Annotated in this window: 11 protein-coding genes; all 11 read left to right on the top strand. The window is 55.1% G+C overall.

The annotated features are described in order from the left end of the window. The first annotated feature begins 17 nt into the window (after positions 1-17). The 11 genes from DWZ54_RS01975 to DWZ54_RS01930 all read left to right on the top strand — a co-directional run bounded on the left by DWZ54_RS01975 (position 18) and on the right by DWZ54_RS01930 (position 15,817). Positions 18-959: an AEC family transporter gene (locus DWZ54_RS01975; RefSeq protein WP_118014532.1), complete on the top strand. Its 942-nt coding sequence runs from the start codon at positions 18-20 to the stop codon at positions 957-959. A 36-nt stretch (positions 960-995) separates the two neighbouring features. Beyond that, on the top strand, positions 996-1,790 hold the full coding sequence (locus DWZ54_RS01970) for a MurR/RpiR family transcriptional regulator (RefSeq protein ID WP_118014534.1): 795 nt from the start codon (positions 996-998) through the stop codon (positions 1,788-1,790). A gap of 276 nt (positions 1,791-2,066) precedes the next feature. After that, positions 2,067-4,187 carry an alpha-glucoside-specific PTS transporter subunit IIBC gene (locus tag DWZ54_RS01965; RefSeq protein WP_118474283.1) on the top strand — a complete coding sequence of 707 codons (2,121 nt, stop codon included), beginning with the start codon at positions 2,067-2,069 and terminating at the stop codon, positions 4,185-4,187. Positions 4,188-4,277: 90 nt separating this feature from the next. Next, positions 4,278-5,942 (top strand): alpha-glucosidase, encoded by a 1,665-nt coding sequence (locus tag DWZ54_RS01960; RefSeq protein WP_118474282.1) that lies wholly within the window; start codon positions 4,278-4,280, stop codon positions 5,940-5,942. Between the two features lie 12 nt (positions 5,943-5,954). Next, positions 5,955-6,731 carry an HAD-IIB family hydrolase gene (locus tag DWZ54_RS01955; RefSeq protein ID WP_118474281.1) on the top strand — a complete coding sequence of 259 codons (777 nt, stop codon included), beginning with the start codon at positions 5,955-5,957 and terminating at the stop codon, positions 6,729-6,731. A 200-nt stretch (positions 6,732-6,931) separates the two neighbouring features. After that, a complete protein-coding gene (locus DWZ54_RS01950) occupies positions 6,932-8,314 on the top strand; it encodes an S-layer homology domain-containing protein (RefSeq protein ID WP_118474280.1) in 1,383 nt (460 codons plus the stop codon). Between the two features lie 114 nt (positions 8,315-8,428). Continuing rightward, positions 8,429-11,572 (top strand): alpha-amylase family glycosyl hydrolase, encoded by a 3,144-nt coding sequence (locus DWZ54_RS01945; protein ID WP_118474279.1) that lies wholly within the window; start codon positions 8,429-8,431, stop codon positions 11,570-11,572. A 141-nt stretch (positions 11,573-11,713) separates the two neighbouring features. Continuing rightward, positions 11,714-12,505, top strand: a complete 792-nt coding sequence (locus DWZ54_RS01940; RefSeq protein ID WP_147369880.1) for a hypothetical protein — start codon at positions 11,714-11,716, stop codon at positions 12,503-12,505. A gap of 273 nt (positions 12,506-12,778) precedes the next feature. Next, positions 12,779-13,780 carry an S-layer homology domain-containing protein gene (locus DWZ54_RS01935; RefSeq protein WP_233541589.1) on the top strand — a complete coding sequence of 334 codons (1,002 nt, stop codon included), beginning with the start codon at positions 12,779-12,781 and terminating at the stop codon, positions 13,778-13,780. Between the two features lie 14 nt (positions 13,781-13,794). Continuing rightward, the gene (locus tag DWZ54_RS11965; RefSeq protein WP_233541588.1) at positions 13,795-14,100 is read left to right on the top strand and encodes a hypothetical protein; all 306 of its coding nucleotides are present in this window, start codon (positions 13,795-13,797) and stop codon (positions 14,098-14,100) included. 121 nt (positions 14,101-14,221) lie between these two features. Further along, the gene (locus tag DWZ54_RS01930) at positions 14,222-15,817 is read left to right on the top strand and encodes a bifunctional UDP-sugar hydrolase/5'-nucleotidase (protein ID WP_118474277.1); all 1,596 of its coding nucleotides are present in this window, start codon (positions 14,222-14,224) and stop codon (positions 15,815-15,817) included. The last annotated feature ends 292 nt before the right edge of the window (positions 15,818-16,109 follow it).

Here is a 16,109-nt window from a genome sequence, read left to right as displayed (position 1 = left end):
AAGGGTGTATCGCGTATATGGTCAGCAATCTGCTTGTGGCGATTGGCGCTGTCGTGCCGATGTTCTGCCTGATGTTCATCGGTGCCATGGTCAAGCGCATGAAGCTCCTGACGGATGAGGAGCTCGTCCATGTCAATCGCATGGTCTTTCGTATTTTCTTCTTCTGCATGATGTTCTACAACATCTACACAACGGATATTGCCACGACGTTCCGTCCCAATCTCATCCTGTTCGGAGCGGGCGGTGTTCTGGCAACGGCGCTCATCGCTGGCATCATCGTCTGTGCAATCGAGCCGTCGAACAAGCGCCGCGGCGCCATGATCCAGGCTACGTTCCGCAGCAACTTCGTGCTCATGGGCATCCCGCTCATTGCCAATATCTTCGGTGATGACCAGCTGGCCATCCCGACGATGATGATCGCCATCATCGTGCCAATCTACAACATCGTCTCGGTATTCATCCTCGAGACGTTCCGCGGCGGGCATTTCTACCTGCCCGGCATTCTCCTCGGCGTGCTCAAGAATCCGATGATCCTCGGCGCAATCTTGGGCGCAGCCTTCCTGATCCTCGGTATCCCCATCCCGAAGCCCGTGCTCAAGCCGATCGGCCAAGTCGCGGCAGCCACGACGCCTGTCGCCCTCATCATCCTCGGTGCCTCGTTCAAGGGGGGCAGCTTCCACAATCACCTGCCGCAGCTCGTGGGCTGTGTGCTCGCCCGTCTCATCATCGTGCCGACCATCATGCTGGGGCTGGCAATCTTCTTGGGCTTCCGCGGCATCGAGCTCGTGACGCTCGTCGCCATCTTCGCCACGCCGTGTGCTGTCGCCGGCTTTGCCATGGCGCAGCAGATGAACAGCGACGCGGAGCTCGCGGGCAACTGCGTCGTTTACACGAGCGCGCTGTCGTGCTTCACGATCTTCGGCTGGATTTTTCTGCTGAAGACGCTCAGCCTGTTCTGATTTTCCCTGTTTACACGTTAGATGGAGGACTCCCTTATGCGTCTCGACGAACTCATCAATACCAACCGCCAGGCTCTGAACGACACGGATATGGTCATCTGGAAGTACATCCTGCAGCATCGTGCGGCCGCTCGCCATATTTCCATCCATGAACTCGCGCGCGCCTGCTGCGTCTCGAGCACGACCATCGTGCGCTTCTCGCAGAAGCTTGGGCTCGACGGCTTCGGTGAGCTCAAGGCCATTCTCAAGATGGAGGAGGTGGAGCAGCCGCATTACAACTCCAATGTGCTCGACGACCTCAGCGACTTCTACCTGAAGACGGGCGAGAAGATCTTCAAGCGCAACTTCGACAGTGCCAGCCGCCTCGTGCACGAGGCGAACCGCGTCTTCACGTTTGCCTCGGGCTACGTACAGGCCAATGTCTTGCAGGAGCTCAAGCGCCTTTTCTTCTACGACAACGTCTTTCTCTACGACATCCCGGCTCGCGAGGAATTCTATTCTGTGCTGCCGACGCTGACGAAGGACGACCTTTTCATCATCGTCTCGCTCTCGGGCGAGTCGCCTTCCGTTGTCGAAATCGCGCGGGAACTCCAGCTGCGCGATATCCCGCTGATCTCCATCACGAAACTCCATGACAACACGCTCGCGAGCCTCTCAACCGTCAACCTCTACATCTCGCCGGCCGAATTTCAGCTCTACGATGCCGATGACGGCAAACACATCTCCTTCAAGTCCATGATGCCCTATTTCATGCTCATCGAAGTCTGGTACGTCAAGTATCGCATCTACGTGCATCGCCTGAAACAGAAAAATATTCAGTCAACAATATAAACAATAAGAATAAGGAGAGCCCGCCAGGCCTTGCCGTTGCTCATATGTACCGAATTTCTCAGAATGTACCATGGTACACGAGAGGGGCGATGTGCCTGAAACCCGCGAAACTATTGCGTTTGCGGGCTTTTTTTATTATTCTTTAGGTACAGGATATCCAAGGGAACGGATCGGGGGATTGCGAATCTGCCCCTTGGATGACAAGCCGAACCGATAAAGAACGAATCGGCTTGTCAAGCAATCATAATGGGTAATTGAGAAATAGGGGGAATGAACATGTCGATCAGTAAAGATCGCGTCATGCAAGAATTGCAACGGTTCGGCGGCGCCATGTACACGCCGGTAATCCTGTTCGCATTCTTCGGTCTCACGGTTGCCATCTCGATCATCTGCAAGAATACGATGCTTCTCGGCAGTATCGCAGATAAAGGCACCGTCTGGTATGATTTCTGGTTTGTCGTAGAACAGGGCGCCTGGACGGTATTCAATCAGATGCCGATCCTCTTCGCCATTGCCGTGCCAATCGGCTTTGCGAAAAAAGAACCGGCTCGCTGCGCAATGGAGTCCTTCGTCATCTACATGGTGTTCAACTACTTCATCTCCGGTTTCCTGACGCTGCACGGCGATTTCTTCGGTGTCGATTACAGCCAGGCCGCTGGCGCAGGCACGGGTCTCGCGATGATCGCCAACATCAAGACCCTCGACATGGGCATGCTCGGCGCCATCTTCATCGCCTGCTGCTCCTCGTACCTCCACAACCACTTCTATGATACCGAGATTCCAGATTGGCTCGGCATCTTCAAAGGCCCTGCCTTTGTCGTCGCCGTCGGCTTCGTCGTCATGATCCCGATGGCCCTGCTCTTCTGCTTCGTATGGCCGGCTGTCCAGCACGCCATTGAGCAGTTCCAGTTCTTCCTGAAAACAAGCGGTATCATCGGCGTATGGTGCTACACATTCTCCGAACGCATCCTGCTGCCGGCTGGTCTGCATCACTTCATCTATCTGCCGTTCATCTTTGGCCCGGCCGTCTGCGATGGCGGTATCCAGGCTTACTGGCTCCAGCATCTCAATGATTTCGCTACGAGCGCACACTCCCTGAAAGAAATGTTCCCGGAAGGCGGCTTCGCCCTCCATGGTATGTCGAAAGTCTTCGGTCTGCCGGGCGCAGCCCTCGCCATGTACGCTTGTGCAAAGCCTGAGAAACGCAAGAAGGCAGCAACGCTCCTGATCCCGGCAACGGTCACGGCCGTCCTCTGCGGCATCACCGAGCCAATCGAGTTCACGTTCCTCTTCGTTGCACCGCTCCTCTACGCTGTGCATGCTGTTCTCGCCGCAACGCTTTCCGCAACGCTTTACTTCTTTGGCCTCTCCGGCAACTTCGGCGGCGGCCTCATCGACTGCTTCGTACAGAACTGGATTCCGCTCTTCAAGTATCATGCAGGTACCTACATCATGCAGATCATCGTAGGCCTCTGCTTCACGGCAATCTACTTCTTCGTATTCCGTTATCTCATCCTCAAGAACGACTATAAGACTCCTGGTCGTACCGACGACGATGAAGAGGACAAGCTCTTCACGAAGGCTGAGTACAAGGCCAAGAAAGAAATGGAAAAGAAAGGTCTTGCCAACAACCCGGATGCCCTGAAGGCTCAGGTATTCCTCGACAACCTCGGCGGCCCGTCCAACATCAAGGAAGTTACGAACTGCGCAACGCGTCTGCGCGTCACGGTCGCAGATCCGGACAAAGTCGCTTCGGCAGGCAAGTTCACGAAAGCCGGTGCCTTCGGCCTCGTCAAGAACGGCCATGCCATCCAGGTCATCGTCGGCCTCTCCGTCCCGAATGTCCGCAGCTACTTCGACGCCCTGCTCAAAGGCAATCTCGCCGATGTGCCGGTAGAAGCCAAGGCTGCAGCCAACCCGAGTGAACCTGTCAAGACGGATCTCTCCATGAAACTCAAGGCATTTGCTTCCGGCAAGCTCATCGACATGACGGAAGTTCCGGACGACGTATTCTCTCAGAAGATGATGGGCGACGGCGTTGCCATCGAGCCGACGACGGAAACGGTCGTAGCTCCGGCTGACGGCGAAGTCACCATGATCATGGAAGGTTCCTATCACGCCATCGGCATGCGCCTCGACAACGGTGCCGAAATCCTCATCCACATTGGCCTCGATACGGTCAAGATGGAAGGCAAGGGCTTCCGCTGCCTGACGAAACAGGGTGCGAAAGTCAAGGCAGGCGACGACCTCATCGGCTTCAGCCGCGATGCCATCAAGGCTGCCGGCTACAAGGATACGATCATCCTCGCTGTGACGAACAGCAATGAGTATCCGCAGATGAAGAAAGCTGCTGACGGCGACGTCAAAGTCAACGAAACCCCGATCATCTCCTTCTGATTCAGCTATATGTGAATGTGAGAGTGGAGCGTGGATCTCTCCACACTCCACTCTCGTATTTCACGGGAACCGGAAGAAAGGAGTATTCTCATGAGCAAGTTAAAATGGTGGCAGAAAAGCATCGTCTACCAAGTCTATCCGAAGAGCTTCCAGGATACGACGGGCACCGGTGTTGGTGACATTCCCGGCGTCACGCGTCATCTCGATTATCTCAAATCCCTCGGCACGGGAGCCATCTGGCTCACGCCGGTCTACCCTTCGCCGATGGTCGATAATGGTTACGATATCTCGGATTACTGCGGCATTGACCCGTCGTACGGCACGATGGAAGACATGGAAACGCTGATTGCCGAAGCGAAGAAGCGCGACATCCGCATCGTCATGGATCTCGTCTTCAATCACAGCTCCGACCAGCATCCCTGGTTCCTCGAGTCGAAGAAGGACCGCACGAATCCCAAGGCCGACTGGTACATCTGGCGCGACGCCAAACCGGACGGTTCGGCACCGACAAACTGGCGCGCCATCTTTGGCGGCTCGGCCTGGACGTGGTGTGAGGAACGCCAGCAGTATTACCTGCACACGTTCGCCGAAGCACAGCCGGACCTCAACTGGGAGAACCCCGAAGTCCGCAAGGCTCTGTTCGATGCTGCAAACTTCTGGCTCGACAAGGGCGTCGGCGGCTTCCGCATCGATGCGATTGTCTACATCAAGAAGCCAGAATTTGCGGATGGGACGCCGGATGGCCCGGACGGGCTGGTCGGCATCCATGAGATGACGGCCAATACGCCGGGCATCCTCGATTTCCTGCATGAGTTCCGCCGCGAGGTATTCGACGGCCACGACATCTTCACGGTCGGCGAAGCCAACGGTGTCAGCCCGGAGGAACTGCCGCAGTGGGTCGGCGAGGATGGCGTTTTCTCGATGCTCTTCGAGTTCAGTCATCTCGAGCTCGCCTATCCGGAAGGTGAGATCTGGTGCAAGCGTTTCCCGTGGAAGATCACACAGCTCAAGCAGGCGCTCACGGCCAGCCAGAAGGCCACGGCCAAGGAGGGCTGGTATCCGATCTTCTTCGAGAATCATGATCAGAACCGCTCGATGCACCGCTACTTCCCGGAAGGTACGGATCCAAAGACCGCAGCCAAGGCGCTCGCGACGATCCTCTACACGCTGCGCGGCACGCCTTTTGTCTATGAAGGCGAGGAAATCGGCATGACGAATGTAGCATTTCCGCACATTGAGGACTATAATGATATCTCGACGCATGGTCAGTACGAATACGCGCTCAAGAAAGGCTTTACGCCTGAGGAAGCACTCAAATGCGTGCAGTTCCAGAGCCGTGACAACGCGCGCACCCCGATGCAGTGGACGTGTGAGACGAATGCAGGCTTCACGACCGGCAAGCCATGGCTGCCCGTCCATGAGGACTTCATGGATTGCTGCGTCGAGGCCGAGGCTGAGGACGGCGATTCCGTCCTGAGCTATTACCGCCGTTTGAACCGCGAGCGCACGACTGGTGCAGCCGCCGAGATCCTGCAGCAGGGTACCTACGAGGAACTGCTGCCGGATGATGAACGCGTTTACGTATTCGAGCGTTCGCTCGACGATCATGCGACATATACCATCGTGAATTTCACGAATGAACCCGTTACATACGATGCAGGATTCCTCAAGGATGCCAAGCCGCTGCTCGGCAACTGCAAGAATCCTGAAAAAGGAAAGCTTAGACCGGCTGAAGCCGTTGTCTACATGGATTGAGGAGGAAGCAGCATGAAAGTAGCCGCTAGTGATTATGATGGAACGCTGTTCCGTCAAGATGTGATTGCCAAGAGTGATGCGGAGGCCATCCAGAGATGGCGCGAGGCGGGCCATAAGTTCGGCGTTGTCTCGGGGCGCGACCATGGCATGCTTGTCCCGCAGCTCAAGCATTACGGTGTCGGCTACGATTATCTTGCCTGCAATAACGGCGGCATTATCTGCAAGGCAGATGGTACCGTCCTCTGGGAAGCCAGGATCGAGCCGCACATGCTCAAGGCGCTGACGAAGCTGCCGCTCGTACGCAAGTCGTTCCACTTTGCACTCTCGGCAGCGGACCGTACGTACCTCTGTCATGCTTTTGAAGGCACCTGGGTGCTGCGCGAGGCGAAGCAGTGGGATTTCCCCATTGTTCGCATTGAGGAGGATGAGGTAGACAAGCTGCCGCAGACCATCCATCAGTTCGCGCTTGGCTTCACGAATCCAGAAGATGCTCTGGCGGCCAGTGCTGCTGTCAATGCCACGTTTGGCGATACTGTCCACGCATATCCCAACCGATGCGCGGTCGATATCACGCCGAACTGCATCAGCAAGCAGCAGGCCATCGAGCATACCTTGTCCCTGATGGGCTGGGAAGGTGCGGAGATCTTCGCCATCGGCGATGAGATCAACGACCTGCCGATGATTGAGGCATTCAACGGCTTCACTGTCGACACGGCCCGTGAGGAAATCAAGCATAAGGCCCGCTGTGCATATGCCAGCGTCGGCGCGATGCTCGACGATAATATCTGACGGTTGCTTCTGGGGAGCAGCAAGCGTCAAGCTTTGGGAAAGAGACAAGAGAATAGCGGCCGATGCCGCTGTTCTCTATCTCTATATATTAATATAGGATTATATGATGTTGTTTTCATATCGGAACATGGATAGATAGGGAGACTCATCATGTAAGAGATAAATTTTGAGAATCTTTAGAGGGAAAGGAAGTTTTTCAAATGAAGCTCAACAAGAAAGCCCTGGCTATCCTGGCCGGCCTGACGGTCGGTATGTCCACGACGGCATTTGCCGCAACGGCGGACAGCTTTACCGATGTCCCGAAAGATCACTGGTCGTATGAAGCACTCGACTACCTCGCCAAAGAGGGCGTCATTGAAGGTATGGGGGATAATACCTTCCAGGGCGGCCGTGCGATGACGCGTTACGAGATGGCTTCGATTGTCGCCAAGGCCATGCAGAAGAACGATCTGAACTTCGGCGACAAGACGGTCCTCGATAAACTCGCTGCCGAGTATTCGGGTGAGATTGACACGCTCAAGAAGCAGGTTGACCAGAACACGAAGGACATCAATGACCTTAAGAACGGTATTGCCGGCAAGATGGAACTCAATGGCTTTATCCGCGTTCAGTATGACCATGATAAGTATTCTCCGGAAAATGGTTCGAGCTATCTGAATAAGGACAATAACCGCTTCTACATGAGCCTTAATGGTGCTTATAAGGTCAACGACAACTGGAAGGCGAAGTTCCAGCTCGAGAAAAACTCCTTCTACAACGACGGCCATGACCATGAAAACGAATCCGGTTCATGGGAAGATAGTGCTACACATACGAGAGCAAAACGTTGGTCCGGTCACGATGGTGATATCCAGCGTATCTGGGTTGAAGGCGTTGACCCGAAATCCGGAGACTGGATCAGCATTGGCCGTGCTTGGCGTGGCCTTGGTCAGCAGAATGTCCTGTTCGGTACGGAGTCTGACGGCTTCCAGTTCGGCATTCCTTTGAAGGGAACGGGCCTGACAGCTAGCGGCTTCTGGTTCAGCTCCACAGGTGCGGGCAATCATGAGAGCTGGTACGGTGTCGGCACTTGGGGTAATGTCGGCCATAGCGCAGGAATCAACCTCGCTTATGCGCAGAATTCCAAGGATAAAGGCGATGTTTACGAGCAGAATACGAGTCATTTGGATTCGTGGGGCGACCATACTGTTTATTATGATAAAGCTTATGTGCTCAGTGGCTGGGCTGATCTTGCCAAGAATGTCCGTTTCATCACGGATTATGCTAAAACGAATGCAGATGACCAGAATAACAGCTTGTTCCTGCGCCTGAACTATCGCAATACAGATTTGCAGAACCCGGGGACATATCAGGCATATGCTCGCTGGTATCGTTATGGCAAAAACGGTACGATTTCCGGCGATGATGAGTGGGGCTCGCTGTTCTACAACGGCTCTGCTGGTAGCAAGGGCTGGATTATTGGTGCAAAATACGTTCCTTGGAAGAATGTGGAATGGGAGACGTTCTTCTCGAAACAGAAGCAGATTGAGAACACCAGCAACAAACGCACGCTCGTCCGCACGCAGATGGACTTCCACTTCTGATTTGAGCAATATACTGGTATAAAAACGAACGATAAACTGGAATACTGCTGTCCACTGGGCAGCCGGGCTTTTGCCCGCTCCCGGTTTATCGTTCTTTTTCGAGGGGGATTATGCATGGAACGTAGAACGTTTTTGCGGCGTGCCGTTGGCATGTCGCTGACACTGGGCCTGATGACGGCACCCTTTGCCGCATGGCAGACAGAGGTGCTGCCCATCTTCTCGCAGAGCGTGGCCGAAGCTGCTGCCCCGGCTGCCGGCGCCGTACAGAAGGATGATGTCGTACTTGTCGGCTCCCTGCAGGATGAGCTCGGCGCGGCCAAGGAATGGGACCCGGCCGATGCCAAAACCATCATGAAGTCCGATGGCAAAGGTCATCATGTGCTCATCGGCCATCTGCCCAAGGGCAATTACGACTTCAAGATCGCGGTGGGCGGCTCGTGGGATGTCAACTACGGCGCCAATGGCGAAGCAGGTGGCAAGAATATCCCGCTGCGCCTGCTCGCGGACCACGACGTTACGTTCACGTATGACGATGCGACGCATGCCGTGACGTACGATTACGCGGGCAAAGATGCCGAGGAGAAGGCTCTGGCTGCCGAGGGCCGCAGCATCGTGCTGACCGGTACAATGCAGACGAAGGCCGGTGCCAAGAAGGACTGGGACCCCTCCGACACGACGACGCGCATGAAGGCCATCGGCCACGATTTCTATTCGTACAAGATGAAACTGCCGGCCGGCACGTATTACTATAAGATTTCCGTCAATGGCAGCTGGGCCGAGAACTACGGCCTCGGCGGCAACTTCGACGGTGCGAACGTGCAGCTGACGCTGCCGAAGGCCCAGGAAGTCACGTTCTACTACAACGACAAGAGCCATCATATCACGGACAGCACGAGTTACACCTTCCTGTCGGACGATGCACTGCCGGTTATCTCGGGCAGCTTCGGCGACGTCAAGGACCCTCTGATGCAGGATCAGATGCTCGACCATCTCTTCCAGAAGACGGTCCCCCTGAAGAAGGGCGACTACACGGTCACGGTCACGATGCCGGGAGCGGACGCGTTGACGCAGACGGTCAATGTCGCCAAGGACGGCGATGTCACGTTCTACTACGACAGCAAGGCAAAGCACCTAATTGCCGACGATGGCCGCATCCGCGAGGACAAGGTCTATCACGACAGCTGGAGTACGGATTATCGTGCGCCGTTTGAAGCCGTCAGGGAGGGCACGCCCTTGAAGCTCTCGCTTGCCACGGGAGCAGGGGATGTCACCAATGCCAAGCTTGTCGTTTACAAAGCGAAGGTCACGGCCAACGGCGGCGATGAATACAATCCGGATTATGCCGACGGCACGGTCACGACGTATGCGATGACAAAGACGGGCACGAAGGATGGACAGGACATCTGGTCCGTCGCCTTTACGCCGCAGACGTATGGTCTTTACGGTTATAAATTCGTGCTCAATGACACGAAGGAGTACGGCGATGATGCCAAGCCGGGCAGTACCGGCGAGCTCAAGCTGCGCGGCGTCAAGCCGTATCAGGTTACGGTTTACCGCAGGGACTTCAAGACGCCGGACTGGGCCAAGGAAGCCGTCTGCTATCAGATTTTTCCGGACCGCTTCTTCAACGGCGACAAGAGCAATGACTATGCCCGTGCCAATGCGCGCGGCTATCAGCCCGTACAGCACCGCAAGTGGAGTGAACTGCCGGCCAACTACAGCAAGACGCCGGCAGCCGACGGCGACAAATGGGAATGCAACGATTTCTTTGGCGGCGATATCGCCGGCATCACGCAGAAGCTCGACTACCTGCAGGGCCTGGGCGTGACGGCCATCTACGTCAACCCGATTTACAATGCCTGCTCGAACCATCGCTACGATGCCGTCGATTACGGCACGATCGACCCGTTCCTCGGCAATTTCCAGGACCTTGAGACGCTTTCGGCAGAAATGAAGAAACGCGGCATGCATCTCATCATGGACGGCGTCTATAACCATGTCGGCGACGATTCCATTTACTTTGACCGCTATGGCAAGTACAAGACGGTTGGTGCCTATGAGTACTGGAGCCGCATCTACGACCTCATGAACGACAAGCATCTGACGGAAGCGGCGGCCAAGGCTGAAGCCCGGAAGGAGCTCGAGGCCGAGGGGCAGGTTTTCAGCCCGTGGCATTGGGAGAACTGGTTCGAGATCCGGAACGAGAAGACTCAGGACATGATGGGCAAGAAGTACGCGTATCACGACTGGCAGGGCTACGACAGCCTCGTGCCGTTCAAGGATGCCGATTATCCGGGCTCGGAACAGGGAACGGTACAGTCAGACCTCGGCGACTATCTGCTCTATGGCCGCAACGGCCAGAAGGGCGTCATCATGAAATGGTTCGATGAGGGCCTTTCGGGCTGGCGCCTCGATGTGGCGAAGGAGGTGCCGCCGGGATTCTGGGCCGATGTCCGCAAGGAGGTCAAGTCCATCAAGAATGCCAACGGCGACGATCCTCTGCTATTGGGTGAGATTTGGCAGGATGGTTCTCAGTTCTTCACGGGTGATACGTTCGATTCCGTCATGAACTACAAGCTCTCGTTTGCACTCGGCGATCTCTTCCTCAACAAGGGCGATGCCAAGGCTGCCGACGATGAGCTCAAGGTCCTGCGCCAGAACTATCCGAAGGAAGCACTCTACGACCTCATGAATATCGTGGACAGCCACGATACGGTCCGTGCGCTCTATAAATTCGGCAGCGGTTCCGACGGCGTGTCTCAGCCGACGAAGAAGGATTTTGACTACAAACTCGGCAAGGAACGCCTCAAGCTCGCGGCGACCTTCCTCATGGGCTACCCGGGCATGCCGACCATCTATTACGGCGATGAGGCCGGCCAGTACGGCAGCGGCGACCCCGACTGCCGCCGCACGTATCCATGGGGCAGGGAGGACAAAGACCTCATTGCCTATTACAAGAAGGTCATCGGCGTCCGCAACGCCCATAAGAACATCTTTTCGTACGGCGATGTGGATACGCTCAAAGCCGACGGTGATATCTATGTCTTCGCACGCACGGCCATAGACGGCAGCCACGATGCTGCCATCGTCGCCCTGAACCGCGGTACAGCAGCTCAGACCGTAAGCGTGCCGGCAGCAGGCTTCGCTGACGGCACTTCTTTCCAGGATCAGCTGACCGGCAGAGAAGCCGTTGTCAAAGATGGTCAGCTCACCCTGAACCTTGGTGCAAACCAGGGCATGATGCTCGTCAAAGCATAAGGCGGCATCGAAGCAAACCCCTATTTTATTCCCCTATTGACCGTGCCGGTTCCTCCGGCACGGTATTTTTTTGCTTTTGTACGACATTGACAGCACATCAATCATCATGGTAGGCTATAAAATATGATCGGAGGGAATATTATGAATTTTAACAGAAAATCGAGGATGATGCTGGTGCCGGCTATGCTGGCTTCGTTTGGCGCCTTGAATTTTATGCCGCCGCAGGCAGAGGCCTGGACGGATCAGACGCATATGGCCATTGAGCGGGCGGCGGGGCTCTCGAGCTATCAGAATGCCTGTGCACCGGATGTGTCGAAGACGGTATCAGCCATCAACCGGCTCAAGAAGAATGATGGCCAGGCGCATTTCTTCGATGCATCGAAGCCGCCGACGCGCGAGGATGTGACGGCACAGCTCGAGATGATCGGCATGAGCCGTGACGATTGCCCGGATGGCTATATCCTGGGCGCCATCGTCAATGCGACGCGCAAGGCCAAGGCCTGGACGGAAATGGGCAAATTCGATGATTACAACTATGCGATTCTCGGCCATTACTGCGGTGATCTCTCCATGCCGCTGCACATGTCCGTCTACGACGATTTCAATCGCAAGCATCATCTGAACATCGACCAGACGCTCACGCGCAAGGATGTCAAATGGGATGTCGATGCCGTGCCGCTCATCACGAAGGAAATGACGGTGGATGACAGCGTGCGTTTCCACAACGAAGATGAAATCATCGATTATATGCTGCAGATTGCCAACGAATCGTATGATCTGGCCCAGACCATCCGCAAGGAAAACCGTGAGATCACGCATGACGAAGCCATCCAGCGCGTCAACCGTTCGGCTACATTCTTCCGCGCGCTCATGCGTTATTGTGGCAAGAATATCACGTCGGATGAAGCCGTTCACTATGTCATGAACCACTGAAGCCATAAAATACCTGGTTGAAATCATTAATAAACAATAAAATGTTCATTAAATTTACAGAATGTAATCAAAAATAGTATTCATGTGTGTACTAATTAGGTCACGTGACCCTTTTGCTCCATTCTCGACTTCTTATAATAAAAGATGTGGGAAAACAAATATCAGAAAACTCGCAAGAAAAGTGTAATGGGACAATTGTCGCATGGGACCGTTTCCTGTGAGGCGATATTTGTCAGGAATATGTTGATTAGAAGTAAGAATGGAGAAGAAGACATGAAGAAAACCATCGCATCCGCACTTGTTACGGCCCTGGCTGTTGGTGCTGCATCCACGACGTTTGCAGCGGCCAACCCGTTCAGCGACGTGCCGTCTGACCATTGGGCCTATGATGCTGTGACGACGCTGGCACATGATGGCGTCATCGAAGGTTATGGGGATACGACCTTCAAGGGCGGTCAGAATATCACGCGTTACGAGATGGCGCAGATGGTAGCGAAGGCCATGGCGAAACAGGACGTATCGGCTGCCGACAAGGCACTCATCGACAAGCTTGCCGCGGAGTTCGCGACGGAACTCGACAGCCTCGGTGTGCGCGTGGCCAATCTCGAGCGCAATGCGGATAAGGTCAAATTCACGGGCAAGCTGCGCTGGCAGTATGACAGCGAGCGCTACAAGCACAACCATCCATGGAATAAGGCTGCCGACAAGACGACGTATCGCGATGACAGCAATGGCAACTATGTGATGTTCCGCCTGACGCCGACGGCACGGATCAACGATCATTGGCAGGTTCGCGCGCGCATCGATGCGAAGGATTTCACGAATTCGGATTCCACGGGTACTCCGACGCTCAAGCGTGCCTGGGGGGTCGGCAACTATGGCAATACGAGAATCCAGATCGGTAAATTCCATCCGTATGTCGATACCGAGCTCATCATGGATAACGTCATCTCGGGTGCGCAGGTTTCGTTCGGCAGAAGGTATTCAAGACGATTGCGACGGCTGGCCGCTTCGATCTCTACAATGCCTGGCCGTACATGTACGCTCTGGCCAAGGAGTCGCCGAACGACAACGTGTCGAACTATCAGTCCCTGTCCTTTGATTACAACAACCAGAAGAATCTCGAGCTCACGGCGACGTACCATCATTACAACTCCAGCCTGTTCAATTCGGATCGCTTCGGCTATAAGAATGCCGGTGATACATCGTTCGTTGATGATGCGAACATCTTCTGCTTCTGGGGCGATTACCGCTTTGCGAAGCAGTGGGGTGTGACGGCCGGTTATGCTGTGAACACGGAAGCGGCCAATTACAATAAGTCCTACACGATGCTGCTTGGCTACGGCGATTATCACGGCTGGGATCACACGCATGCTGGTACCTGGGGAGCATACGTCGCCTATCGCAACCTCGGCCAGAATGTCTCGCTGTCCTCGACGTACACGCTCGATGCCGGTGTCCGCGGCTGGGAGTACGGCATGTATGTCACGCCGCTGCGCAACATCCAGGCTCAGGTCATGTACGTCCGCGGCAAGGATCTCATGTATCACGAACGTGCCAGCGAGCTCTGGTCCCGCGTTGAGATGTTCTTCTGATGCTTCTGTGTTTTCACGGATTTGTGATAACATGTCAATCTTGTTATAATATTGACAATGATGTTTTACCAGTACCTTGGCGGATGGTGCAGCTGTCCGCCGGTAGGGAGGAGGAGTTTTCATGAAAAAGATCCTGGCGGTGCTGACGCTGGTCTTTGCCTGCCTCTGGGGCACGGCATTTGCCGCGGATTTCTCGCATCTCGTCATCATGCACACGAACGACACGCATGGTTACGACCGCCGCGCAGACGGTGTCAACGGCATGGCAACCGTCGCCGCACTCAAGAAGGACTACGAGGCCAAGGGCTACGATGTCCTGCTCGTCGATGCCGGTGATGCCATCCAGGATAATAATCTGGTCAATTTCAGCAAGGGCAAGACGGCCATCGACTTCATGAATGCCGTTGGCTACGATGCCATGACGCTCGGCAACCATGAATTCGATTACGGTTCCGATGTGACGCAGGCTCGCATCAAGCAGGCGAAGTTCCCGATTATGTCGGCCAACATCATCGTCGATGCAACGGGCAAGCCGTTAACGCCGAAAACGCACACGATTGTCAAAAAGGGCGGCCTCAAGATCGGCATCTTCGGCCTGACGACGCCGTCCACGGTGACGACGTCGAATCCGAAGAGCACGCGCGGCCTGACGTTCCTGTCGAAGGATGCGATGTACAAGGCAGCGCAGAAGGAAGTCGATGCTCTCAAGGCGCAGAACTGTGACCTCATCGTCGCCATCGGCCATCTCGGCAGTGAGCCGGATGCCGCAGGCGACCGCTCCAACGATGTTCTTGAGAACGTCAAGGGCATCGACGTCTTCATCGATGGCCATGACCATACGGTCAAGAATCTCTACATCAACGGTGCCCTGCTGACGGAAACGGGCGCACACCTCGCCAACATCGGTGCGGTTCTCTACGAAAATGGCAAATGGACGGAAGACCTCCATGCCTATGGCTGCTTCAACCAGGAGGATGCCAAGGTAAAGGTTATGGTCGACAAGGCACAGGCCGATATCGACAAGCAGCTCTCGACGGTAGTCGGCAAGACGACGGTGGAGCTTAACGGTTCCCGTGACCCCGGCGTGCGCACGGAGGAGACGAATCTCGGTGATTTCATCGCCGATGCCTATCTCTGGCAGGTCCGCAAGGCAAGCGTCCTCGACAAAGTCACGATTGACGGCGCCATCATGAACGGCGGCAGCATCCGTGCCGGCATCGCCGCCGGTGACATCACGCAGAATGATATGCTGCGCGTGCTGCCATATCACAATTACCTGCAGTACGTGACGATGAAAGGCTCGACGCTGCTCGAAGTGCTCGAGGCCGCTACGTGCACGACGCCGAAGGCCATTGGCGCCTTCCCGCAGGTCGCCGGCATCGCGTACACGGTGGATACGACGAAGCCGTTCGAGAAGGGCGAGCTCTATCCGCATTCCACGTATTACAGCCCGGCAAAACCCGGCATGCGCGTCACAATCACGAGTGTCGGCGGCAAGGCCTTTGACCCCGATGCCACGTACAACATCGCTGTGCCGGATTACCTGACGTCCGGCGGCGATACGTACTATCCGCTGACGGACCCCAGCAAGGTCACGGTACACGATGTCGATTATCTCGATGTTGATGCTGTCCGCAACTACCTCAACGAGGAACTCGGCGGCAGCGTCGGTGCAGCCTATGCTCAGCCGCAGGGCCGCATCATGGTTCTCCAGTAAGATCAGGCGGATTCTTGCGTCTTGCAACAGGCAGTCATACTGGCTTTATGCTAGGGTGGCTGCCTGTTTTTATTAATAAAAAATTATAAAATGGGTAAATGAAAACCGAAAACGCGTTTGAAAGCGATAAAAAAATAAAGAAAATAGGGCAAAATGGTAACAATACATGTACTAATGGAGACATGTGGCCTTTAATTCCCTTTTAATCCGGTGCTATCATAAAAAGCGAGGGAAACAGATGTCAGAAAACTCGTAAGAGATATAAAAAGACAATTGTCAACGGGTTCTGATG

The organism is Mitsuokella sp. AF33-22, from assembly GCF_003475755.1.
Taxonomy (GTDB): Bacteria; Bacillota; Negativicutes; order Selenomonadales; family Selenomonadaceae; genus Mitsuokella.
Note: the sequence above shows the minus strand (reverse complement) of the source record. Positions and strands in the feature narration are given on the sequence as shown.

Coding starts and splice junctions, on each gene's coding strand:
- DWZ54_RS01975 (WP_118014532.1), top strand. CDS start 18: ATGGTCAGCAATCTGCTTGTGGCGATTGGCGCTGTCGTGCCGATGTTC.
- DWZ54_RS01970 (WP_118014534.1), top strand. CDS start 996: ATGCGTCTCGACGAACTCATCAATACCAACCGCCAGGCTCTGAACGAC.
- DWZ54_RS01965 (WP_118474283.1), top strand. CDS start 2,067: ATGTCGATCAGTAAAGATCGCGTCATGCAAGAATTGCAACGGTTCGGC.
- DWZ54_RS01960 (WP_118474282.1), top strand. CDS start 4,278: ATGAGCAAGTTAAAATGGTGGCAGAAAAGCATCGTCTACCAAGTCTAT.
- DWZ54_RS01955 (WP_118474281.1), top strand. CDS start 5,955: ATGAAAGTAGCCGCTAGTGATTATGATGGAACGCTGTTCCGTCAAGAT.
- DWZ54_RS01950 (WP_118474280.1), top strand. CDS start 6,932: ATGAAGCTCAACAAGAAAGCCCTGGCTATCCTGGCCGGCCTGACGGTC.
- DWZ54_RS01945 (WP_118474279.1), top strand. CDS start 8,429: ATGGAACGTAGAACGTTTTTGCGGCGTGCCGTTGGCATGTCGCTGACA.
- DWZ54_RS01940 (WP_147369880.1), top strand. CDS start 11,714: ATGAATTTTAACAGAAAATCGAGGATGATGCTGGTGCCGGCTATGCTG.
- DWZ54_RS01935 (WP_233541589.1), top strand. CDS start 12,779: ATGAAGAAAACCATCGCATCCGCACTTGTTACGGCCCTGGCTGTTGGT.
- DWZ54_RS01930 (WP_118474277.1), top strand. CDS start 14,222: ATGAAAAAGATCCTGGCGGTGCTGACGCTGGTCTTTGCCTGCCTCTGG.